Here is a 20933-nt window from a genome sequence, read left to right on the forward strand (position 1 = left end):
GCGCGGCCCTGCCCGCGGAGAAGTTCCGCTCCGCCGTCCGATCCGCGAAAATCGGCGCCGAACACGATATTCCGCAGATTTCTCCGGAACTAATCGGGAAATACGCCACCGACCTGAAGCTGCGCGGCCTGGTGTAGGGGCTAGGACGGTCGCGGCACGGCATCCAGCAGGGCGTTGGCGATGCGTTCGGCTTGGACCAGAACGTTCGTCTGCGCGGAGATGTAGTCGCCGATGCCTTGTTCCTGGGCGGCCTGCAGATACGGCGGCAGCGGCTGTTGGATCTCGGTGCGGATGACGTTGTCCAGCAGCGCCTCCATCTCGCCTCGCAGCGGATTCCCGGTCGCGGCCTGGTTGTCGAGTTCGAGCTGGCCGCCGTCGGTGCTGTAGTCGTAGAGTTCGAATTCCTGTTGTTGCGCCGGATCGATCTGGATCCGGCCGTGCACCCAATGGGAATACGACGCGAACTTCGCGTCGGCGGTGCGCACCATGGCGACATGCCCGGGCGCGTCCTGGTTGAACAAGATCGCGGCTTCTTCGATCGAAGCCTCGTCGGTGGTGTGGGCGACCCACGGCCTGCCGGTGGCTCCCGGGTTGCGGCAGAGCGCGGCGATGTCCAGACGTCCGCTCAGATGTTCGTACCGTCCGTCGCTGCGCCATTCGTCGCCGCCGGTGCCGATGGTGAGCAGCAGGGGAGTGAAATCGACGCTGGAGGTGAGCTGATCCCTCGTGCTCGTCCCGTCCACCGGGCTCAGGTAGCCGCGCGGATCGTGGACGTAGAGCGGAACGCGTAGCGCCTCGTCGTAGGCCGCGCCGCCTTTACCGTGCAGGCCGTGCGAACCGGCGTAGTCGCCGTGGTCGGAGGTGAAGACGACGACGGTGTTGGCGGCGACGTCGGGACGCGACTGCAAGGTGTCGAGCACCCGGCCGATCTGGATGTCGACCTGCTGCTGCGCCCACAGATAGAGGTTGCGCATCTCGATCCAGGCCTGCAAGGCCTCGGGTGTCCCGTAGGGCGCCGCGCCGAACGCCACCGCCGACACCTCCACCAACGCCATCTGCAAGCGCGGTTTGCGCGAGAGTTGTTCGAGGGATTCGAAGTTGGGCGGCAGCTCGTTCATCCACCGCGGGATGTCGGCGTTGAACTGGTCGCGCCGGGTCCAGCGCGGCCACCACTGGATATCGTGCGGGTTGACCAGCGACACCGTCGTACACCAGGGCGCGTCGCCGGAATCGTTGTGGAACCAATCGGCGAATTGATCGACGATCTTCGGATCCGCTTGCAAGCCCTGACCCGGCGCCCCGTTCGGGGACGGATAGGTGCCACCGTGGAAACCGTAGGCTTCGAGCGCTCCGGGCGTGCGATCGGGATAACTGCCGAGATGCCACTTGCCCCAGTACGTGGTGTCGTAGCCGTGGTCGCGCAGTATGGAGCCCCATGTCGGGAACAAGGGTGACAATGTCGACTCCGACACGACCATGACCCCGGTTTGCTGCGCGTAGAGACCGGTCAGCAGGCAGCCGCGTGCGGGCGTGCAATCGTTGGCCGCCGTGTAGTGATTCTCGAACGACACACTGCCGCGTCGGATGCGGGCGATGTTCGGCAGAACGGCGTCCAGCGTCTGCTGATCCGGGAACCACACGGGTGTGCGCATCTCGTCCACGATGATCACGAGGATGTTCGGTTTGTCCGGATCGGTGTCCGCTCGCGCCCGGCCCGGAGCGGCCCCGGTGGACACGGCGGCCGCGGCTGTCGCCGAGGTGGCCGCACTGGTCAGAAATCCCCGGCGAGTGAACGAGCTCGGCAATGTTCCTCCACGAATTGGGTGATGTTCGTCGGACGAGTGGAACGCGAGAATCTCGGTGCTGTCACCGTAGCGCCGCCGGGCGTGTGGTAGCCGCAGTCCGGTGCGGACACGCCGCCGTGCCGTCGTCACGCGGGAACCGGCCGGGCGGTGACGGCCGGAAGTCCGCTCACGGCAGGCCGACCAGGTCGGCCATGACGTTCATATGGTGGTCGAAGTAGTCGCCGCGGGCATCGATGAGGCCGTGCAAGCGGCCGAAGACTTCGAAGTTGATCAGGCCGAACAATTGAGTCCAGCCCACGAAGACCCGGTCGAGCACGTCTTCGGGCAGATCGGAGGACTGCTGCTCGATGAGTCGGCGCAAGTCGGTGTGGACGGTCGCGGGAAGCGGCGTCGAAATGGGCACGGGGGTCAGTTGTCTCGCACCTGCCTGCGCGATGGCGGCCAGCCGGAGGACCACGGCCGCGGCCGGGGCGATCGTGTCCTCCGGCGCGGCGTAGCCGGGCACGGGACTGCCGTAGAGCAATCCGTATTCGGCCGGGTGGGACAGCGCCCATTCCCGCACGGACGAGCACACCGCCATCCATCGGCCGCGCAGATCGGCGGCGGGCGGTTTCGCGTCGGCGGCTTCGGCCCCGGCGGCGAGCGCCCGATACGCCTCCATGATCAGCGCGGTCAGCAGGTCGTCCCGGCTCGGGAAGTACCGGTAGAGCGCGGACGCGACGATGCCCATATCGCGGGCGACCCCGCGTAGGGACAGGTTCGCGCCGTCCGCCGCCAAACGTTTGCGCGCGACCGCCTTGATCTCCTCGATCATCTCGGAGCGGACGCGGGCGCGCAGTGACTGGGCGGACATGGCCCCCAGTTTAGGAAACAGTCGACAAAAAAAGAGAACGAAGTCACGGTTCGTGAACAGTGTTCTTGACTCGGATAGCTGTTCTGACCTACGCTCGGAGCTCTCGAAGAGAGCACTGTTCTCTGAACATCCCGCCAGACAGGTGAATTGCCATGTCCCTGCACGTCGTCATAGGAGCCGGTCCGGTCGGAACGGCTACCGCCCAACTGCTCGCTACCCGAGGTATCCGGGTGCGCTCGATCACCCGAAGCGGATCCGGCCCGGATCATCCGCTGATCGAGCGCGTCGCCGCTGACGCCGCTGACGCCGAGGCACTGATTTCGCATTGTGCGGGCGCGGAGGTGGTCTACCAGTGCGCCCAACCGGCCTATCACCGGTGGGCGACCGACTTTCCACCGCTGGCCACCGCCGTGTTGCGGGCGGCGGAAGCGGCCGGTGCCGTGCTGGTGAGTGTCGGAAACCTCTACGGCTACGGACAGGTCGACGGCCCGATCGGCGAGCGTCATCCCTTGCGTCCCATCAGCGTGAAGGGCCGGGTTCGGGCGCAGATATGGGCCGAGGCGCTGGCCGCGCACGAGGCGGGCCGCGTGCGTGTCGCCGAAGTGCGCGGATCGGACTACCTCGGTGCGGGGGCGCAATCGGCCTTCACCATGGTCGCGCTGCCCGCGGTGCTCGCGGGTCGCCGAGTGTGGTTCCCGGCGGATCCGGACGCCGCGCACAGCTGGACCGACGTCGGTGACACCGCCCGGACCCTGGTCGCGGTCGCCCACGACGAGAGCGCTTGGGGGCGAGCATGGCACACGCCGACCGCGGCTCCCATGTCCATCCGCGAACTGGCCGGGCTGGCCGCAACGGTGGCGGAGGCGCCGCCTGTGCGAGTGAGCCGGATGCCCACCGCGGTGCTCTGGGCCGCCGGGCTTCTCGAGCCCAACGCGCGCGAGATGCGGGAGTTGCGGTATCAGTTCGATCGCCCGTTCGTCATCGATGCGTCCGACGCGCACGCGACCTTCGGCATCGAGCCGACACCTACCGTGGAGTCCTTGCGCGCCACGATCACCGCCATTCGTGCCGATCAAGAACCCGCATTGATCCGGTGATCCCGGTCGCGGCGACGCGCGACAGCCCCGTGCCGTCCGGCGGGGTCGCCGGACGGCACGGGGCTGATGTTCGAGGAAGCCGCACACGCGGAGCGCGGCGTGCTATCTCTGTGCAGAGAAACGGAATCATCCGGGTTCACTGTCGTGGCTACCGTGCCACGGAGAATGAATAGTTGAATCCGGCAATTTCACTGCAATATCGGGCGCGCGCTGCGGTACAGCGGCGCGGAAGATATCCGGACCCGAGCGGATCGGGCGAAGCGGTGATCTCTCGCGACCGGATCAGGCGGCGGGCTGCGGCTGGTTCAGGTCCCGGACGCCGGTGATCGCATCGATGATGTTGACGATGGCGGAGGTGCCGCCGTCGAGGGCCGAGCTACCGGAGTCCAGCATGGCGGAACCGGAGGACGAGCCGGCCGAACCCGTGGACGAGCCGCCGTCGGCCGAGCCGGAGGCCAAGCCGGCGGAGCCGGTGGCCAAGCCGGCCGAGCCGGTGGCGGGGTCGGCGGAGGCCACCGCGACCGGTCCGAAGAACAGGGCGGCGGCGGAGATGGTGCCTGCGGCGGCAAGGGCCTTGCGAGAGAACATGTGCGGAGCTTCCTTTCACGGATGGATAACGACGTCATCACGACGTGCACCAGCAACGTTAGGAAAAAGAAATCAGCAAAGCCACTTCTCTCTTTGTGTGAATAATCACCGTTAATAATGAGCTAACAAGATATTGTAGGCAAGTAACGCAATTCGATCTTGCCCTGGGAGTTGATTTCCAGACTATCCTCGCGATCCGGACAGGGCGCCCGGTGTGACGACGCTGTGCCGAACACCGGCCGCAGGGTCGGGGCCGCGGCCCTGGTGAACGGCGCTCGGTGATCCGCTGATCATTCGGCCGGCACGGCATCCGCTCCGATCGCAGTGGAGCGGAGAGCGGCCACTTCGGCGCGTAACGCTTTGATCTCCGCGACGAGCTCGGTGAGCTCGCGGTCGGTGTTCTCCACATTCGTCTCGACGCTTTTCAACTGATCCAGCACCCAGCTGGTGGTGGTGCCGATCGCGAAACTGATCAGGCCGATACCCAAGGTCATCAGAATCAACGAGATCAAACGGCCTTCGGTCGTCACCGGATACACATCGCCGTAGCCGACGGTGGTCACCGAGACCATCGACCACCACAGTGCGTCACCGAAATTGTGAATCTTGCTGTCGGCCGCGCCGTATTCGGCGTCGAAGAATGCCAGACTGCACAGCAGCAGAAGCAGCAGGGAACTCGCCCCGACGAACACCGCGAGCCTCGCGCGGGTCGTCGTGTTCCGGTTCAAGGTGCCGATCACGAGCATGGCGGCCCGCAGCAGCCGCAGTGGGCGAAGCGGCGGCAACAGCACGATCAACAAGTCGACCGGGTGGGTGCGCAGAAATCGTGCACGGTTGCCGGACAGCGCCAACCGCACCGCGAAATCCAGCGCGAAGGCTGCCCAGATCACCACGTCGACCCGGGTGAGCCAAGCGTCGAGACGAGGTGAGGCCCCGGTGTCGAGAACCTGCCAGGCGTAGACGCCGAGGAACGCGACGGCCAGCACCATCAAGGGAATGCCGGTCGTCCGCTCCCACGACTCTCTGCGGGTGACATCGGAATGTGTCTCGTCCATCGAATCACCTGTGTCGCTCGGCTGCGGCGTCGGCGACACCGCAGGTCCGGCCGCGCAGCCTCCCGAAAGAGACCGGCCGTTCTCCGGCTGATTCTCACACGAAACCCAGGTCACCGTGCCGAACCGGTCGGCATTCCAGTGCCGCGCCGGGCGGTGGGCAACGTGGTAGCCACCGATGGCTGTGTTCGATGTGGCCGAGCGGGACGATGCCTACTGTCCGGCTCGGGGATCGGGTCGGCTCGTGTGAGCACAGATCACCTGGTAGGCCCGGACGGCGTCCTCGGGGAAGACCAGGACGAGCAGGCGATGGCCTCGACCGGGCCGGTGAGTCCTTCCCACGGTCGAACGGATCCCGTTCGACCGCAGCGTGTCTCTGACTACGTGGCCTGCGTAATCGCTGGCAACGGTGGCTGCGGGCACCAGCAGGCCGTAGTCCTCGGCGTGCCTGAGGCGGCGCTGTCTCATCGGTCGTGTCGTTCGCCGTCGCGGCGCTGCTGGTATTCCCGGAGAACGGCCAGCTGCCTGCGCTCTTCGAAATGCTCGGTCGCCACGAGGTGCTCCGCTTCGGTCGCCGGATCCGGGCGCAGGAACGAGCCGGGGCCGGGCTTGCCCGCCGCCCCCAGTTTGTTCATCCTTTTCGGCACCGGGGCGCCTTGATACTCGAGCGGAACCGGGCGGCCGTGGTCGTCGACGGGGCCCAAGGGCTGGTGCATCTCGATGTACTCCCCGTGCGGTAGGCGTTTGACGACACCGGTCTCGATACCGTGGGCGAGTACCGCCCGGTCGCTGCGCTGCAGGCCGAGGCACATCCGGTAGGTCAGGAAGTAGGCCGTCGGCGGGCCCAGCAGCACCGCGATGCGGAAGAACCAGGTCGTCGCGTTGAGCGAGATGTGGAAGTTCAGCGCGATGATGTCGTTGACACACGCCAGCGTCAGCACCACGTAGAAAGTGAGGGCCATGGCGCCGGTCGCGGTACGCACCGGCACGTCGCGCGGCCGCTGCAGCAGATTGTGGTGCGCGATGTCCCTGGACAGCCGCTTCTCGATCCACGGGTACACGATCAGCACCAAGAGCACCGACCCCATCGCCAGCGCGACCCAGAAGGCCGCAGGCCATGAAGAAGGCGCCCTGGTCGAGGGAGAACACCGGCACGATCCGCGTGCCGACGACGTTGTTCTCGGTACGGGCCGGTCCGGGGAACTGGGTGTGCTTCTGGTACCAGACGATTCCGATGTGCGCGACCACCAGCGCCGCCATGATCGCCGGGAACAGCAGCACGTGGGTGACGTACAGACGGGGAATGATGATGTCGCCGGGGAAATCGCCCCCGAAGACCAGCCAGTGCAGCCAGGTGCCCGCCACGGGAATGGACATCGTGATACCCGAGAAGGCCGCGCGCAGACCGGTACCCGACAGCAGATCGTCAGGCAGCGAATACCCGAAGAATCCTTCGAACAGCGCGAGGATCAATAGCAGCGAGCCGATCACCCAGGTGATCTCGCGCGGGCGGCGGAACGCGCCGGTGAAGAATATCCGGCACATATGCACGATCATCGACGCCACGAATAGCAACGCGGTCCAATGGTGTACCTGCCGTACGAACAACCCGCCGCGGACTTCGAAACTGAGATTCAGGGTCGACTCGTAGGCCCGGGACATGGTCACCCCGCGCAGGGGCTGGTATGTGCCGTCATAGACGACCTCGGTCATCGACGGGTCGAAGAACAACGTCAGATACACGCCCGACAGCAGCAGAATGATGAAGCTGTACAGCGCGATCTCCCCGAGCAGGAACGACCAATGGGTCGGGAAGACCTTGTTGATCGAGCGCTTGACGAAGGCGGAAGCGCGGTAATGCTGATCCACCGCCTCTGCTCCCCGTAGCACGGTGCTCATGACGCAAGACCTCCCGGTCGTCGACGACGGCTGCCCATATGACAGTTCTGGCCGCCGATTTCTGACAAAGAGTGATGGACATCACAATCATCCCGTCGCGCCATGAGACCGTGCGGGTCGTCGGACGACCGCTTCGCCGGAGTCCGGATCGATCGAGGAACGGTATCGGTTGTGCGGCGGATCGGTGGAGATGCCGGTCGTCGCTGTCCCGGGGGGCTTGTGGCTGCCGCATGCTGACGGACGGAGGTCGGCCCAGCACCCGGAGAAGGGAGATGGACGGTGGCATTGGGACGTCGTCGGCTGCTGATCGGCTTCGCCGGTGCGGGTGGTCTCGCCCTGGCCGGATGGGGATGGTCGCGAGAAGTCGCGCCCCCACCCGAACCCGCCACGCTCCGCTTCGATCCCCCGCCCGGCGCCTCCGATGTCGACGCGCGCAGCCCCGGCACGATCACCGTCACCGACGGGACGCTGCGGTCGGTCGAATGGACCGATGAGACGGGCAGATCGCTGCCGGGCGCATCGGCGCCCGATCAGCGAACCTGGAGCAGCACCGAACCGCTCGGTTACGGACACACCTACACCGTGAAGGCCGTGGCGCACGGCGACACCGGCGACGTCACCGCGACGACGACCTGCACCACGGTGCGACCGCGACAGCTCGTCGATGTCTCCCTGCGTTCCGCCAATCTGGTCGAGCTGGCCGAAAACGACACCTACGGAGTGGGTTTCGTGCTCGTCGCCCATTTCGACGAACCCGTCGATCGGGCAGCCGTGGAACGCCACCTGAAGACCACCACCCAGCCTGCCGTCACCGGTGCCTGGTACTGGCTCGATGATCAGAACGCGCACTGGCGGCCGGAGCACTATCACGCCCCCGGAACCAGGATCACGATCGAGGCCGAACTGTTCGGCCGCGCGCTCGGCGAGGGCCGCTACGGCGCACGTGACCGACGGGTTTCGGTGGACATCGGGCCCGCGCACGTCGCGATCGCCGACGACGATTCCAAACAGATCGAGGTCTTCGACAACGGAAACCTGGTGCGGACCATGCCGACCTCGATGGGCATGGGCGGCACCGCGGTCGTCGGCGGCAGAGTCATGTCTTTCTGGACTCGCCCTGGCATCTACACCGTGCTGGACCGGAAAAACCCGGTGATCATGGACTCCGCCAGCTACGGCCTGCCCACCAACTCCGCGCTCGGTTACCGCACGAGCATCAACCACGCGGTCCGCATCAGCCATGACGGGATCTTCGTGCACGCCTTGGCCGCGAGCATGTGGGCTCAAGGCAACACGAACGTCTCACACGGCTGCCTGAACCTCTCCCCGAACGACGCCGCATGGTTCTACGACTTCGTCGTCCCCGGCGACGTAGTCGAGGTCCGCAACACCGGTGGGGAGCCCCTCGATATCTGGCAGAACGGCGATTGGAGCATCCCGTGGGACGACTGGCTATCCGGTGGCGCCCACCCATAGCCGCAGTTTCTCCGGATTCCGGATCGCCCAGATACGAGTGATCCGGCCGTCGGCGATGTCGAAGGCGTAGACCGAGACGATGGTTCCGTCGAGTTGTGCTACCAGGCCGGGCTGGCCGTTCACCGTGCGCTCCAGCAGGGTGACCGCGGGGCCGCGCGCGGCGATTTCCATCCAGGCGCGGGCGATCCGCTCGCCGCCGTCGATCGGTTCGAGGAAGGCCGGTGCCAGGCCGCCGCTGTCGGCCGTCGCGGTCGCCCGTGGATCGAGCAGGCCGATCAGCGCCTCGATGTCTTTCGTCTCCCAGGCCCGCTTGAAGTCCCTGACCACCTCGGCGCGCTGACCTGCGGACGGACCCTGTGAGGTGTGGATGCGGCGGCGGGCGGAGGAGGCGAGCTGACGGCAGGCCGCGGGGGTACGCCCGACGACCTCGGCGACCTCGGCGAAGGAGTAGCCGAACACGTCGTGCAGGACGAACGCCACCCGCTCGGCGGGCGTCATGGAATCCAGCACGACGAGAAAGGCCATGCTGATCGACTCGTCGAGAGTGACCCGGTCGGCGGGATCGACCGGAGCGGGACCATCGAGCCATTCGGACCGGCCCGGTACCGGCTCGGGAATCCATTCGCCCACGTACTGTTCCCGTCTGGCGCGCGCCGAGCCGAGCAGATCGAGGCAGATCCGGCCGGCGACCGTCGTCAACCACGCGCCGGGCGCCGCCACCTCCCGCCGCTGCCGATCGGACAGCGCGTACCAGCGCGCATAGGTCTCCTGCACCACATCCTCGGCCTCGGCCAGGGAGCCCAGCAGCCGGTAGGCGAGGTTGATCAGCTGACGACGTTCGCTGATCACCGCGGGCAGGTGCGGGTCGGTCATGCTCGGCTCCTTCGGTCGGTGGGCGCTCACGTGAACCGACGAATCAGCGACCCGATTTGTGAGGCGGCCTGACATTCCGGACGGCTGTGTCGTCGGTAGGTCGTGACACTGTCAGCGAAGCAGGAGTGGGAAAAGTGATCAGAATCGGCATCATCCTCGGCAGCACCCGGCCCAACCGCAAAGGCCCGCAAGTCGCGCAGTGGGTTCTGGACGCGGCATCGCAGCGCGGCGACGCCGAGTTCGAACTGGTCGATCTGCGCGACCACCCGCTCCCACATCTGGACGAGCCCGTGCCGCCGATGTTCGGTCCGTCCGCCCATGACCACACCCGCGTCTGGGCCGAGCGGATCGCCCGATTCGACGGCTTCGTGATGGTGACCCCCGAATACAACGGCGGCGTTCCCGGGGTGCTGAAGAACGCCATCGACCACCTGTTCGCGGAATGGACCAACAAGGCGGTCGGCTTCGTTTCCTACGGCGTGAGCGGCGGCGCCCGCGCGGTAGTGCAGCTGCGGACGGTCTGCGGCACGCTGGGCATGGCCGACGTGGGCTATCAGGTCGCGATCTCGGTGCTCACCGATTTCGAGAACCACACGACCTTCACACCGCGCGACCACCATGTGGCCGCCTTGCACAAGACGCTCGATCAGCTCCTCGCCTGGAGCACTGCGCTCGCGCCGCTGCGGACCGGCGCCGAACCCACTCTCATCGATTCCTGAGGAGCCGACCATGATCGAACCAGACGACTTCCAGTCACCCACCGACCGCGTCGAGGCGGACGAAGCCGAGCTCCGCCGGCTGATCGGCAAGGTGATAGAAGCACTACGGGCGAAGGATCTCGAGACCCTGAAGCAGTGCTACACCGCCGACGTCGTGTCCTTCGATGTCGAGCCGCCGCTGCAGCATGTGGGGATAGCGGCGAAGCTGGAGAACTGGGCGAGAGTGTTCATGTTCTTCGAGAGCGTGACCTATGAGGTTCGCGACCTGACCTTCACCGTGGGCGGTGACGTGGCATTCGGGCACGCCTTCGCTCGCCTCAGCGGGACGTCGAAGGGCGGGGCTGCGACGAGCGGTATGTGGGTTCGGGTCACCTACGGCATGCGGAGAATCGACGGCGCCTGGCTGATCGCCCACGACCAGGTGTCCGTGCCCCTCGACATCCCGAGCGGCAAAGGCGTGGTCGATCTCGAGCCCTGACGGGTCTCGGTGGTGCTGCCGAGAGTCGCGGGGTGCACGTCGCCGCGCCCCGAGGCGCAGCATGTCCTCGGGGGTGTTCCGAGCGGACACCGCCGTCCAGCACACCCTGGTGGGCCTGCGGTCGGCCCTGCTCGACGCCGACGTGACCGGATCCCGCCGTTTTCGGCGGTTCGAATCGGACAGCCGAACAGCGGACACCCAGATGCCCGGCCTCTGCCGGTTCCCGTGATGTGCGTGGCCGCTGACGGACCGCCGAGATGGGTTCTTCCTGGTCAGTGGCCGAAAATCTACGCAGTCGCCGAATGGGGGCCGCGGCGGGCCCCGAAAAAAAATAGGTATGAAGTAGGTAATTCGACCGTCGTCGCGGGGCGCCGACCGGACCACCCTGGAGAAAACCCCACCGGCACTCTTCGCGGAGGATCGCAATGGACGCACACGAGACGAAGGACGCTGTGACTGTCGTCGGCGACGGCATCGCCGAGGGCGCGAACGACACGTTGATGATTCGCCGGTGCGCGAGATGCGACAAGCTGCTCGCGCCGATCACGGCAGGGTGCTCGTCGTGCGGATCCGACGATCTCATGCGCGTACCGTCGTCCGGCGCCGGTTCGATCGTGTCGTGGCGGGTGGTGGATCGGGCCCCGTCCGACCGGCGCGGCGAGCTGGTGCCGTTGACGATCGCCATCGTCGAACTCGACGAGGGCCCGTGGGTCTACACCTCCATCGAAGGGGACATCCCCTCGATCCACGGAGAAATGGTGCGCGTCCACTTCCAGCCGCATCCCCGGGAAGCCAGGTTCCCGGTGTTCACCGTCTGCGCCGATCCGCGCGAGACCGAACACCGGTGTTCGTCTTCCCGGTGAGGGACGGATGCCGGCGTGTCCCGTCGGCGCGGTCCCCGGCGGCCCCCTCCGGTCGTTCGCACCGAACCGAGGCGGTCGCTCGACGGGCGCTCGCCGGCCACGCTCGCGGCGACCACCTCCTCGGGAGTGACTGCCGTTTCCTCACCGTCGGATGCCCGCCGGGACAGCTGCGCGACGCGCATTCGGCGGGTGCGCTGGTTGGGGATTGCGGAACATCCGGGTCGGGGGAGGGCTGATTCGAGGGCCCTAGAGTCGTGCCATGAGAATTCGGGACGGCGATCGCGCCGTAGACGTCCGGGACGTAGTGGCCGCGCAACTGCCCGACTATCGGATCGACTCGGTAGCGCTGCTCGGGGAGGGGGAGGACAACATCGCCTATGAGATCAATGGCGAGTTGATCGTGCGCTTCAGCAAGGAACCCGATCTCGGAAGCCGAGCCGCGCGGGTCATCGAGGAAGCCGGGCTGCTGGCCGCGGTTGCGGAGATCTCACCGCTGCCGGTTCCCGAGCCGTGTTTCGAGGTTGCCGACCTGGGTTGCCTGGCGTATTTCAAACTCCCCGGCCGCCCGCTGATCGACCTGCCCGCCGCGCGGCGAGCGGTCCATGTGAGGTCGATCGCCGCTGTGCTCGGTCGCTTCCTCGCCGCTCTGCATGCCGTTCCCGTCGACCGGATGGCCGACTTGGTGGACACCGACGACCAACCGGAAGCACTGTGGCTGGACGAGGCCACGCAGATCTACGAGACGATCGCCGGCATGGTGCCGCAGGCGCATCGTCCGGCTGTAGAGGTGTTCCTCGACACGACGCCCATGACGGATCGCTGTGGCCTGGTCTTCTCCCACAACGATCTGGGGATCGAACATGTTCTGGTGGAATCGGTTTCCGGAACGATCACCGGCGTCATCGATTGGAGCGACGCCGCGATCGTCGACCCGGCCTATGATTTCGGCCTCCTCTACCGCGACCTCGGCCCAGACGCTCTGGACATAGCACTGGACAATTACCGGGCCAGTACACACGACTTGCGGGTGATCCGGGCGCGTGCTGCCTTCTATGCCAAATGCAGTGTGTTGGAGGACATGGCCTACGGGCTCGAGTACCGGCTGCAGGGATATCTCGACAAGAGCCTTGCGGCACTGACGTGGCTGTATCCGCTTCCAGCCCGCTGATCCCGATCTCCGGTCTGCGTCCGACGCGGGTTCGCGGTCCGTTCGGGAGATGAGGAGGGGACAACGGCGTGCCCCGCTCGACGCCGCGTCCGAATCACCTCGAAGCCGACCCGAAGGCGCTACGGTCCGAGGTGGGTGCACGGTGCCCACCCCCTGCGGGTGCCCACCCACCCGGGGGGTGGGCGCCCTCCACCCCCCGGGGCCCCAAAAGGGGCTCATGTGGGCTCGGCCTGCACCGATTCGGTCAGGCCGGCACCCCCGCGCAGTCCCACGCTTCCACCGGGTCGCGGGAATACCAATGCCCGGTCCATTCCCGCCCGGCCTCGAGGGCTGCGTAGAACTCCTCGTCATCGGGCAATTCCGGGCCATGCGCGTAGACGACACCGGGGCGGTCCCCGTGGAAGCGGCGCGCCCGCTCCACCGCGCGCGCGGAACGCTCGGCGAGGTAGGCGCGCTGAGTGATCAGCCATTCCTCGCTCGTGCGAACTCCTGGGCCGCCGTAGTCCAGCGGGTAGTGCGACTGGTATTCCAATCGCGCCAACTGCTCACCCGCGTGCTCATACAGCCACACGATCCACCCCGGAACCTCCGGCTGCGCAGCCAGCGCACGAACAGCGAATCCTGCGCGCGCAGTCGGGCTTACCGGATCACGCCGCGACGCGGCGGCGACACGAGCGACCGCCGCGAAGTCGATGCTGCTCCGCTCCCGATCTTTCCGATGCCTACCACCCATAGCCGATAACTCTAGAGCTCGGCGGCGGTCGGAGACCAGGATTTGCTCCAAGTTGGCCCGCGACCGGCCGTCGCAGTCTGTCTGCCTACCAGCGCCTACGTGAGAAACGAAGGCCAGGCCCGAAGTTCGTCGATCGGACGCGCCCGGCGTCCCGCTGTTGCGCTATGCATCGGAGGCGGAAATCAGCGGATCGGAGCGGCGCGGCCAGAACGGCCGACCCGTCTGTGGCGAGGCCGCCGGTCCAGCCGCCCCCCGCAGCGCGATCCGTTCGCGTTCCTCGGTGACGCTCGGTTGGTCGGCTTGTGGACGCTGTTCGGCCTGGTGCTCACGGTGATTCGGACATTCTTCCACTGACGAGGCGCCCGAGACGGTGTGAACTCCGGTAACCGGACTGCGCGAATTTCCGCCGGTGGAGGAGGATTTGCGGCGCAGTCCAGCACAGGTCGGTGAGCCGGGACCATCACCCCGGCACGGGTGCTGCGAACTTCTCGTGAAGCCGCGGGGAGTGGTCCCACGTGACAAGCCTCGGTCGCGGGAAGACTGGATTTGCCGCTTGCGTGCTGTTGCCGGAGCGGCACCCCAATCCGGGCGGGGGAAATCCCGCTGATCGGCGGCGCCGCACGGCAGAATGCCGCTATGCGTACATTTGCCCGGTTGTTGCAGTGTGTCGTATTCGGGGCGCTGATCGTGGTGGCCGGTCACGGCGTCGTGGCCGCTCCCGCCGCAGGAGAGGTCCATGTCCGGTTGCCTTGGCCGACTCCTGAACCGGACGGAGTGCAGGCGTCGGGAGCCATATTGGCGGACGGGATCACGGGCACGGTGCTGTGGTCCCGGCAGCCGCACACCTCGGTCCCGATAGCCAGTATCACGAAGGTGATGACGGCACTGGTCGTGATCAACACCGGCGACCTCGACCGAGTGATCACCGTGCCGCGTGAAGCCATCGCCTATTGCACCGAGCACGACGGGAGCAACGCAGGCCTGGTCCCCGGCGAGGTGCTCACCGCACGACAACTCCTGTACGCGCTGCTGCTGCCGTCCGGCTGCGACGCCGCCTACACCCTCGCCGAGGCCTACGGTCCCGGCCAGGACGGCTTCATCGCCGAGATGAACGACACGGCGATGCACATGGGCCTGGCAGGAACGTATTTCACCGATCCGAGCGGACTGCCCATCCCCACCGACCACTCCACCTACTCCACGCCGGCGGATCTGGTGGCTCTCGGCATGCGCGTGATGAGCCTGCCGGTGTTCCGCGAGATCGTCGGCGCGCAGAGCTATCACCTGCCCGCCGGCCCGGGCAACCGCGCTCACCTCTGGCGGACCACGAACTCGCTGCTGCACGACTATCCCGGCACGATCGGCATCAAAACCGGATGGACCGGCGCGGCGGGAACGTGTCTGCTGTTCGAGACGGTCAGGGCGGGAATACCGCTGATCGGTGTGGTTCTGCACAGCTCGGCCGACAGCGCCGTCGCCGCGAAGGACGACGCCGAGCGCATGTTGAACTGGGCCTACCACCCGATCTCGAGCGTGCTGCCGATCGGTTAGCGCCGGATGCGGGAGAACGGCTCCATCCCGGCACGGACCGAGACGACACGGTGACCGCGTCCGCCATCCGGACCTGATGCGCCGTAATGCCGCCCATCGAGCGATCGCTCGGACGCAACCTCACACCGGCACTATCGCGACGACGGTCGCTCATACACCGTCCCTGTCGTCGCGGCCGACGGATCGCCCGCGCCTTCGGCCGCGCCGTGCTCGAACATATGGCCGTGGACTGGGCAAGGGCGGGCATCGACGACGACCGCCTCGATAACTCGTCGAACACATGCTGCGCATCGTGCAGTCCGTCGTCGTCGACCCCGGCCGTCCACCCCGCTCCGGCGCCGGGCTACGTCGTTACCTCGCCACCTGGGTGACCCCGCGTTGCACCACCACACCGAGCAGAGGTAGGCCCAGAGCTCTCGGCGTGCCACCGCCTGAAGTGGGTATCACGTCTGCGCAGCGGACATCGCACAGGCGAGCGTTCGGATATGGCGGTACGCCACTGCGGCACGGCAGCGGCCTGGACGATGGGAGGAGAGCGTCATGACGGCGCGACACCGTACCTACCTCGTTCGTCTCGACCCGTACCTACCCGACGAAAGTGCGACACCGAAGGGTGTTCGAGGCGCGTTCTTCGACTGGCTGCAGACCGTCGACGCCGAGCCCGTCGAGCTCTGCGGCGCCGATCGCGTCGTCATCTTGTGCTCGCCGGAAGCCGCCGCCCGCATCCGAGACCTCGAGTACGTCCTGGATGTCGAACAACGCGACTAGACGCCGGTGCCGAAACCGTCGCCCGGGCAGACGTCGACGCCGGCGGCCCGGCTCCTAGGCACCCCAGGGTGGCAGGATGAGTGGTTCAGGGATCCACACCGGAGAGGGTGCAGATGACCATCCTGGTAACCGGGGCCACCGGGAACATCGGCCGCAGGGTTGTCGACCACCTGCTCGCATTGGGGGCCACCGATATTCGGGCGCTCACCAACAATCCGCGGAAGGCCGCGCTTCCGGCCGCGGTGCAGGTGGCCGAGGGCAACTTGCGGCGACCGGACACCTTGTCCGCCGCGCTTTCAGGGGTAGAGCGGATGTACCTGGCGCCCACACCCGACAGCGTCGCCGAGGTGCTCGCGCTGGCCCGCGCGGCGGGTGTCCGGCACGTCGTCGACCTGTCCGGCGAACCGGAGAGTTGGTGGGGCAGCGTCTGCACGGCTGTCGAGGACAGCGGCCTGGCGTGGACTCATTTATGGCCCGGCGATTTCATGGAGAACACCTTGATCTGGTCGCGCCAGATCCGCGAGACCGGTGCGGTGCTGGAGCCGCGGCCCGACGCGGCGAGCGCGCCGATCGCCATGGACGACATCGCCGCTGTCGCCGCCACCGCTCTGCTGAGCGACGCTCATCTCGGCCGGGCCTACCCGCTGGCGGGACCGGAGATCCTCTCTCGCACCGATCTCGTCCGGTACCTCGCCGACGCACTCGGCCGCGACATCACCTTCCGGCAATCCACGCGCGAGGACACCATCGCTGCTCTGACCCCCACCATGGGCGACACCGCAACGTGGTACGTCGACAATGCCCTCACCAGCTTCGACCTGCCTCCTACGGCCCTGCCTGTCACCAGCGTCCAAGACGTCACCGGCCGGCCCGCGACGACCTTCGCCCGGTGGGCCGCCGACAATGCCGCGCGTTTCGCTGCCGAGTGACACAACGCTCACCGGCAGGGTTCGCCGACCGCCGGCCCGACGCACCATGAGAATCCGCCCGAACCACACGCCTCCCGCAACCAAAGCGCCTGCCTGTGCCGCCGGGCGTTCAGCCTGTCGGAACCGATCGCGCGATGAGTATGCCGACGCCACCGGGAGCGAGCAGACCCAACAGGAGGCTTCCTGCGACGACCACGACATTGGGTCCTTCATTGGAGTCGACTCCCATCAAGGAGATGACGCCGGTGAATACGAGGCAGATGATTCCGTAGACAATCGTCGCGTAGGTGGCTATCGGCAGATTCTGCGGAAGGGCCAGCGGCGCACCTGCCGAGCCTGTCAAGCGAACGGTCCGACGGACGGCCACGCTCATGCTGGCCGCCATGATCGCCAAGCCGAACACAGGCGTGACGATTCCCCAGATGAGCGGGCGTTCACCGTAGGCGGATTCCAAGTAGTCGAGCGAAGTGGCGATAAGCAGCAGCATTGCCCCGCCGATCATCATGGAGACCACGAGCCCTCCCAATCGGTACAGCGCGCGATCGGGGCCGTGTCCCGCTTGGGCTTCGACATGACCTGCCAGCATCCACGCGACCGCGGCGGACAAAGCCATCGCCCCGACACCCAAAGAACCTGCGGCAGGCATCATCTGGCTCCAGATGAGAGAGCACTGAGCTGCCAGATTCTCGATCGCCGGCTTATTGCCCGCGATGATGCTGTATTCGTAGCTGTCCAGGGCGAGTACGAAAAATGTCGCTGTGACCAGAGCGATCGTCTGGTTGTTGTCCCGGTTCGTTCGCCCGAACAAGAAAACGATTCCGGTGAAGAGGAATCCGGCCAACACACCGGCGAGCTGTGAGTGGGTCGCGGCGGATTCGATGATGCTCCAGCCGTGTGTTGACACGGCGGCCGGCATGATTCGTTCGGCCGGACCGGTCGCACCCCTTGGTTAATCCATGACGGGTTCCGAGGGTCTCACCCGCTCGTGGAGGGTCAGCAGGAGATGATCGAAACGGGTGCGTTGCTGCACCAGCGCGCCGCCCATCGCGACGACGTCGGCGATGAGCTGCTCGGCCAGGGTCCGGATCTTGATATTGGTCTCCTGCGAGCGCCAGCGCAGCACCCGGAACGCCTGATCGGCATTGACGCCGTAGACGAACATCACCACCCCCTTGGCCTGTTCGATCACCGCGCGGGCGTCGATCACGTCGGGTAGCAGGTCGTCGAGGGCTTCCTGCCGGTTGTCCTCCAGTGTCGCGGTGACATCGATGAGATAGCCGGCGGAGCCGACCACCGCGCCGTCCTCGTCGAACAGTTGCTCGCCGATGACGATCACGTCGTGCGTCTCGCCCTCGGTATCGATGATCCGGTGGCGGGTGCAGAACGGCGTAGCGGTCTCGACGGCGTGGGCGAGCGCCTCGGCGACGCGCCCACGGTCGTCGGGGTGCAGGTGACTTTGCATGAGTTCGGCGGACGGCTCCACCTGGCCCGGTGCGTACCCATAGATCGCGGCGGCGTCGTCGGACCATTCCCAACGCTGGTCGGCGAATCGGAAGCGAAAGCTGCCGATATCGGGGCAACCTCCCAGCATCTCGCGTGCAGTCTCCTGCTCGCGTTGTCCCATTTCAGTCACCGGTCCAGTATGGCGCGCGTACAAGCGCAGGTCAGGAGGAGGATGGCGTTATGTGGCCAGCACCTCGCCGACCGGTGTGGCGCCGGGGCGGCCGCAGCGAGGCAGAAGTGAAACAGGAATATTCGCGAACCCGAGGTCAGCGGGTGCGGCGCGCCGGAGACTCGATGACCGAACCCGGCCGGCGGGTTCCGGACGACGGAGGCAACAGACGATGTCGAAGATCCTTTTCGTGATGACCGGAGCGGACCATTGGACTCTGGCCGACGGGACCGAACACCCCACCGGCTTCTGGGCGGAGGAGTTCGTGGTGCCTTTCGAGAAACTGAAGGGCGCCGGCCACGAGATCGTGGTGGCCACGCCGGGTGGCGTCGTGCCGAACGTGGACAAGAGCAGCCTCGCGCCCGAGGTCAACGACGGCCAGGATACCGCCGACCACCGGGCTCGGGTGATCGGCACGAGTGCCGAGTTGAACAATCCGGTCGATCTGGCGAAGGTCGACGTCGCCGACTACGCGGCGGTGTTCTACCCCGGCGGCCATGGGCCGATGGAGGACCTGGCGGTAGACGCCGATTCCGGTCGGCTGCTCGCCACCGTCCTGGCCTCGGGCAAGCCGTTGGCCGTGGTGTGCCACGGGCCCGCGGCTCTGCTCGCCGCGCGAGGGGCCGACGGGGCGAGCGTCTTCGCGGGCTATGCCCTCACCGGGTTCACCAACGCCGAAGAGGCCCAGGCGGGCTTCGCGGACAAGGCGAAATGGCTGCTCCAGGATCGGCTGGTCGAGCTCGGGGCCGACTTCCGCGAGGCCGCACCGTGGTCCTCGAACGTAGTGGTGGATCGCACCCTGATCACCGGCCAGAACCCCGCGTCCTCCGCGCGGGTGGCCGATGAATTGCTGAACAGCCTCGCTTGACCTCGAGCCTGGGGCGCCATGCGGCCACAGGCACGCTTGGGGAAGGCGCGCGGCCCGTGTGCCGCGGTCGCGCGCACTTCTCCGGCTGCCCGCTCTAAGGGCGGTGATATGCCGGTGGCAGGCGGTAACCGCGGTCGGACAGCAGGGCACGCAACACGTCAGGTCGATTGGTGATCAGGCCGTCCACCCCGATGTCGAGCAGCGCGGTCATGGTCGGACGGTCATCGACGGTCCACGGCACCACCCGCATGCCGTGGCGGTGCGCGGCGCGGACGAGTTCTTTCGTGGTGAAGGGCTGATAGTCCGGGTCGGTGACCGCGGCGTTCTGCGGCGTGCCGTGTACCGGCGAAACCGCCGCGGCGCCGATGGCCGCCGCGGCCGCGACGTACTTCTCCTGCAGCGATCCCGGAAAGTCGTCGATGTCCATCCCGCCCAGCCACGGGGAAGCGCCGGTTTCTCCGGCTCGCAACTTCGGCGGGCCGTCGGTCAACGCGACGACCGGCAGGTCGGGCGCCGCTTCCCGCAACAGTCGCAGGGTGGCGAAGTCGAAACTCTGGATGGTGACCTGTGGCGCGATGCCCGCCCGGCGGATCTCCGCCACCACGACGTCGACGAACTGTTCGCGCGGCGCGGTCTGCTCCGGGGCCGGGGCCTCGACCTTGGTCTCGATGTTCAGCATCACTTGATCGGCGTGATACGCGCGCACCAGGTCGAAGACCTCCGACAGCAGCGGCATTCGCGCTCCCGGCGCGCTGCGCTGCCCGGGTTGGTCGGTGGACGGCACCGAACCGCAATCGATCGTCCGCACCTGAGCCAGAGTCAGATCGCGAATGAACGTCTTTCCCGGCACGTAGGGGAATTTCGGGTCGCCGGGCACGGCAGGCGCGGTGTCCACGCACTTCGCCGGACTCGGATCGCGGTCGTGGGTGACGACCGCGTACCCGTCCGCAGTGATCTGCACGTCCAGCTCCAAGGTGCTCACCCCGAGTTCCAGCGCGTTCGCGAAGGCGGGCAGCGTGTTCTCCGCCACCAGCCCCAGCCCGCCGCGATGGGCTTCGAGATCGAACGTGGCGGGACCATCGGCCGCCGCCGGCGGCGCGCCGGCCGCCAGACCACCGGCTGCCACCATCCCCGCCACCGCGCCCGCCACGCACATCCACCGCATCGTGTCATCTTGCCGCCGGGCGGTCACGCTCGGGTGAAGAAGCGGTGAACGGCGCATCGGGATGCGACCGAGCGTGCCGCGCTTCAGTGGTCGACCGCGACGCGACGGCGAGAACGAGACCGGTCGCGGCCTCGGCCGGCCGGTAGCCGGAGACGTCGAGCCGTCCGTCGACCCAATCGAGATATAGCGCGATGAGCGCGCCGCTGAGCGCCGTGCCGACGAGGGTGATCGATGCGTCGTCGGTCGGTAGCAGGGCGGTGGGGGGGGGGGGGGGGGGGGGGGGGGGGGGGGGGGGGGGGGGGGGGCCCGCCCCCGCGCCGCTGCGCGTCGCCTGGTCGCGGCGGCACCGGCCCCGCCACAAAAACCCACCCCCCCC

Annotated in this window: 20 protein-coding genes and 1 pseudogene; 11 read left to right on the forward strand and 10 right to left on the reverse strand. The window is 67.1% G+C overall.

Features of this window, described 5'->3' with window-relative positions:
• Positions 1-140 precede the first annotated feature (140 nt).
• Both ACWEKR_RS29830 and ACWEKR_RS29835 read right to left on the reverse strand, forming a co-directional pair.
• A complete protein-coding gene (locus tag ACWEKR_RS29830; RefSeq protein WP_452357281.1) occupies positions 141-1805 on the reverse strand; it encodes a sulfatase-like hydrolase/transferase in 1665 nt (554 codons plus the stop codon).
• Between the two features lie 166 nt (positions 1806-1971).
• Complete coding sequence (locus ACWEKR_RS29835; protein ID WP_452357282.1) at positions 1972-2658, reverse strand: TetR/AcrR family transcriptional regulator; 687 nt, start codon at positions 2656-2658, stop codon at positions 1972-1974.
• A 152-nt stretch (positions 2659-2810) separates the two neighbouring features.
• Here ACWEKR_RS29835 and ACWEKR_RS29840 point away from each other — a divergent pair, with 152 nt between their 5' ends.
• Positions 2811-3755: an NAD-dependent epimerase/dehydratase family protein gene (locus ACWEKR_RS29840; RefSeq protein ID WP_452357283.1), complete on the forward strand. Its 945-nt coding sequence runs from the start codon at positions 2811-2813 to the stop codon at positions 3753-3755.
• A 282-nt stretch (positions 3756-4037) separates the two neighbouring features.
• Here the strand turns inward: ACWEKR_RS29840 and ACWEKR_RS29845 are convergent, their stop codons facing one another.
• The 3 genes and pseudogenes from ACWEKR_RS29845 to ACWEKR_RS29855 all read right to left on the reverse strand — a co-directional run bounded on the left by ACWEKR_RS29845 (position 4038) and on the right by ACWEKR_RS29855 (position 7294).
• Positions 4038-4343 (reverse strand): hypothetical protein, encoded by a 306-nt coding sequence (locus ACWEKR_RS29845; protein ID WP_452357284.1) that lies wholly within the window; start codon positions 4341-4343, stop codon positions 4038-4040.
• A gap of 290 nt (positions 4344-4633) precedes the next feature.
• Positions 4634-5398, reverse strand: a complete 765-nt coding sequence (locus ACWEKR_RS29850) for a potassium channel family protein (protein WP_452357285.1) — start codon at positions 5396-5398, stop codon at positions 4634-4636.
• Positions 5399-5859: 461 nt separating this feature from the next.
• Positions 5860-7294: pseudogene (locus ACWEKR_RS29855) on the reverse strand (cytochrome b).
• 279 nt (positions 7295-7573) lie between these two features.
• On the opposite strand from ACWEKR_RS29855, the gene ACWEKR_RS29860 reads away from it, so the two are divergent.
• Complete coding sequence (locus tag ACWEKR_RS29860; RefSeq protein WP_452357286.1) at positions 7574-8770, forward strand: Ig-like domain-containing protein; 1197 nt, start codon at positions 7574-7576, stop codon at positions 8768-8770.
• On the opposite strand, the gene sigJ is transcribed toward ACWEKR_RS29860, so the two are convergent.
• The gene (sigJ, locus tag ACWEKR_RS29865; RefSeq protein WP_452357287.1) at positions 8747-9643 is read right to left on the reverse strand and encodes an RNA polymerase sigma factor SigJ; all 897 of its coding nucleotides are present in this window, start codon (positions 9641-9643) and stop codon (positions 8747-8749) included. The genes ACWEKR_RS29860 and sigJ overlap by 24 nt on opposite strands.
• Before the next feature lie 134 nt (positions 9644-9777).
• On the opposite strand from sigJ, the gene ACWEKR_RS29870 reads away from it, so the two are divergent.
• From ACWEKR_RS29870 to ACWEKR_RS29890, 5 genes are all read left to right on the forward strand, one after another.
• Complete coding sequence (locus ACWEKR_RS29870) at positions 9778-10362, forward strand: NADPH-dependent FMN reductase (RefSeq protein WP_452357288.1); 585 nt, start codon at positions 9778-9780, stop codon at positions 10360-10362.
• A gap of 10 nt (positions 10363-10372) precedes the next feature.
• A complete protein-coding gene (locus tag ACWEKR_RS29875) occupies positions 10373-10840 on the forward strand; it encodes a YybH family protein (protein WP_195091034.1) in 468 nt (155 codons plus the stop codon).
• 61 nt (positions 10841-10901) lie between these two features.
• Positions 10902-11069, forward strand: a complete 168-nt coding sequence (locus ACWEKR_RS29880) for a hypothetical protein (RefSeq protein WP_452357289.1) — start codon at positions 10902-10904, stop codon at positions 11067-11069.
• A 196-nt stretch (positions 11070-11265) separates the two neighbouring features.
• Positions 11266-11703 (forward strand): Zn-ribbon domain-containing OB-fold protein, encoded by a 438-nt coding sequence (locus ACWEKR_RS29885; RefSeq protein WP_452357290.1) that lies wholly within the window; start codon positions 11266-11268, stop codon positions 11701-11703.
• Positions 11704-11962: 259 nt separating this feature from the next.
• Positions 11963-12871: a phosphotransferase family protein gene (locus tag ACWEKR_RS29890; RefSeq protein WP_452357291.1), complete on the forward strand. Its 909-nt coding sequence runs from the start codon at positions 11963-11965 to the stop codon at positions 12869-12871.
• A 244-nt stretch (positions 12872-13115) separates the two neighbouring features.
• Here ACWEKR_RS29890 and ACWEKR_RS29895 read toward each other — a convergent pair whose 3' ends face one another.
• Complete coding sequence (locus ACWEKR_RS29895; protein WP_452357292.1) at positions 13116-13604, reverse strand: hypothetical protein; 489 nt, start codon at positions 13602-13604, stop codon at positions 13116-13118.
• A gap of 636 nt (positions 13605-14240) precedes the next feature.
• On the opposite strand from ACWEKR_RS29895, the gene ACWEKR_RS29900 reads away from it, so the two are divergent.
• The 3 genes from ACWEKR_RS29900 to ACWEKR_RS29910 all read left to right on the forward strand — a co-directional run bounded on the left by ACWEKR_RS29900 (position 14241) and on the right by ACWEKR_RS29910 (position 16852).
• Positions 14241-15155 carry a D-alanyl-D-alanine carboxypeptidase family protein gene (locus ACWEKR_RS29900; protein WP_452357293.1) on the forward strand — a complete coding sequence of 305 codons (915 nt, stop codon included), beginning with the start codon at positions 14241-14243 and terminating at the stop codon, positions 15153-15155.
• Positions 15156-15695: 540 nt separating this feature from the next.
• Positions 15696-15923, forward strand: a complete 228-nt coding sequence (locus ACWEKR_RS29905; RefSeq protein ID WP_452357294.1) for a hypothetical protein — start codon at positions 15696-15698, stop codon at positions 15921-15923.
• A 113-nt stretch (positions 15924-16036) separates the two neighbouring features.
• Entirely contained in the window at positions 16037-16852 is an 816-nt protein-coding gene (locus ACWEKR_RS29910; protein ID WP_452357295.1) for an NAD(P)H-binding protein, read from the forward strand.
• 109 nt (positions 16853-16961) lie between these two features.
• Here the strand turns inward: ACWEKR_RS29910 and ACWEKR_RS29915 are convergent, their stop codons facing one another.
• Together ACWEKR_RS29915 and ACWEKR_RS29920 are read right to left on the reverse strand one after the other, a co-directional pair.
• Positions 16962-17768: a hypothetical protein gene (locus ACWEKR_RS29915; RefSeq protein ID WP_452357296.1), complete on the reverse strand. Its 807-nt coding sequence runs from the start codon at positions 17766-17768 to the stop codon at positions 16962-16964.
• A gap of 33 nt (positions 17769-17801) precedes the next feature.
• Positions 17802-18476 (reverse strand): PAS and ANTAR domain-containing protein, encoded by a 675-nt coding sequence (locus tag ACWEKR_RS29920; protein WP_452357301.1) that lies wholly within the window; start codon positions 18474-18476, stop codon positions 17802-17804.
• A gap of 220 nt (positions 18477-18696) precedes the next feature.
• On the opposite strand from ACWEKR_RS29920, the gene ACWEKR_RS29925 reads away from it, so the two are divergent.
• On the forward strand, positions 18697-19392 hold the full coding sequence (locus ACWEKR_RS29925; protein WP_452357297.1) for a type 1 glutamine amidotransferase domain-containing protein: 696 nt from the start codon (positions 18697-18699) through the stop codon (positions 19390-19392).
• A 94-nt stretch (positions 19393-19486) separates the two neighbouring features.
• Here ACWEKR_RS29925 and ACWEKR_RS29930 read toward each other — a convergent pair whose 3' ends face one another.
• A complete protein-coding gene (locus ACWEKR_RS29930; RefSeq protein ID WP_452357298.1) occupies positions 19487-20557 on the reverse strand; it encodes a glycerophosphodiester phosphodiesterase family protein in 1071 nt (356 codons plus the stop codon).
• Positions 20558-20933 lie beyond the last annotated feature (376 nt).

It is taken from the genome of Nocardia sp. NPDC004573, from assembly GCF_053602135.1.

Excerpts from the sequence above, each read along its gene's own strand:
- ACWEKR_RS29835 (WP_452357282.1), bottom strand. The coding sequence starts at position 2,658 with ATGTCCGCCCAGTCACTGCGCGCCCGCGTCCGCTCCGAGATGATCGAG.
- ACWEKR_RS29840 (WP_452357283.1), top strand. The coding sequence starts at position 2,811 with ATGTCCCTGCACGTCGTCATAGGAGCCGGTCCGGTCGGAACGGCTACC.
- ACWEKR_RS29845 (WP_452357284.1), bottom strand. The coding sequence starts at position 4,343 with ATGTTCTCTCGCAAGGCCCTTGCCGCCGCAGGCACCATCTCCGCCGCC.
- ACWEKR_RS29850 (WP_452357285.1), bottom strand. The coding sequence starts at position 5,398 with ATGGACGAGACACATTCCGATGTCACCCGCAGAGAGTCGTGGGAGCGG.
- sigJ (WP_452357287.1), bottom strand. The coding sequence starts at position 9,643 with ATGACCGACCCGCACCTGCCCGCGGTGATCAGCGAACGTCGTCAGCTG.
- ACWEKR_RS29875 (WP_195091034.1), top strand. The coding sequence starts at position 10,373 with ATGATCGAACCAGACGACTTCCAGTCACCCACCGACCGCGTCGAGGCG.
- ACWEKR_RS29880 (WP_452357289.1), top strand. The coding sequence starts at position 10,902 with ATGTCCTCGGGGGTGTTCCGAGCGGACACCGCCGTCCAGCACACCCTG.
- ACWEKR_RS29885 (WP_452357290.1), top strand. The coding sequence starts at position 11,266 with ATGGACGCACACGAGACGAAGGACGCTGTGACTGTCGTCGGCGACGGC.
- ACWEKR_RS29890 (WP_452357291.1), top strand. The coding sequence starts at position 11,963 with ATGAGAATTCGGGACGGCGATCGCGCCGTAGACGTCCGGGACGTAGTG.
- ACWEKR_RS29895 (WP_452357292.1), bottom strand. The coding sequence starts at position 13,604 with ATGGGTGGTAGGCATCGGAAAGATCGGGAGCGGAGCAGCATCGACTTC.
- ACWEKR_RS29900 (WP_452357293.1), top strand. The coding sequence starts at position 14,241 with ATGCGTACATTTGCCCGGTTGTTGCAGTGTGTCGTATTCGGGGCGCTG.
- ACWEKR_RS29905 (WP_452357294.1), top strand. The coding sequence starts at position 15,696 with ATGACGGCGCGACACCGTACCTACCTCGTTCGTCTCGACCCGTACCTA.
- ACWEKR_RS29910 (WP_452357295.1), top strand. The coding sequence starts at position 16,037 with ATGACCATCCTGGTAACCGGGGCCACCGGGAACATCGGCCGCAGGGTT.
- ACWEKR_RS29915 (WP_452357296.1), bottom strand. The coding sequence starts at position 17,768 with ATGCCGGCCGCCGTGTCAACACACGGCTGGAGCATCATCGAATCCGCC.
- ACWEKR_RS29920 (WP_452357301.1), bottom strand. The coding sequence starts at position 18,476 with ATGGGACAACGCGAGCAGGAGACTGCACGCGAGATGCTGGGAGGTTGC.
- ACWEKR_RS29925 (WP_452357297.1), top strand. The coding sequence starts at position 18,697 with ATGTCGAAGATCCTTTTCGTGATGACCGGAGCGGACCATTGGACTCTG.
- ACWEKR_RS29930 (WP_452357298.1), bottom strand. The coding sequence starts at position 20,557 with ATGCGGTGGATGTGCGTGGCGGGCGCGGTGGCGGGGATGGTGGCAGCC.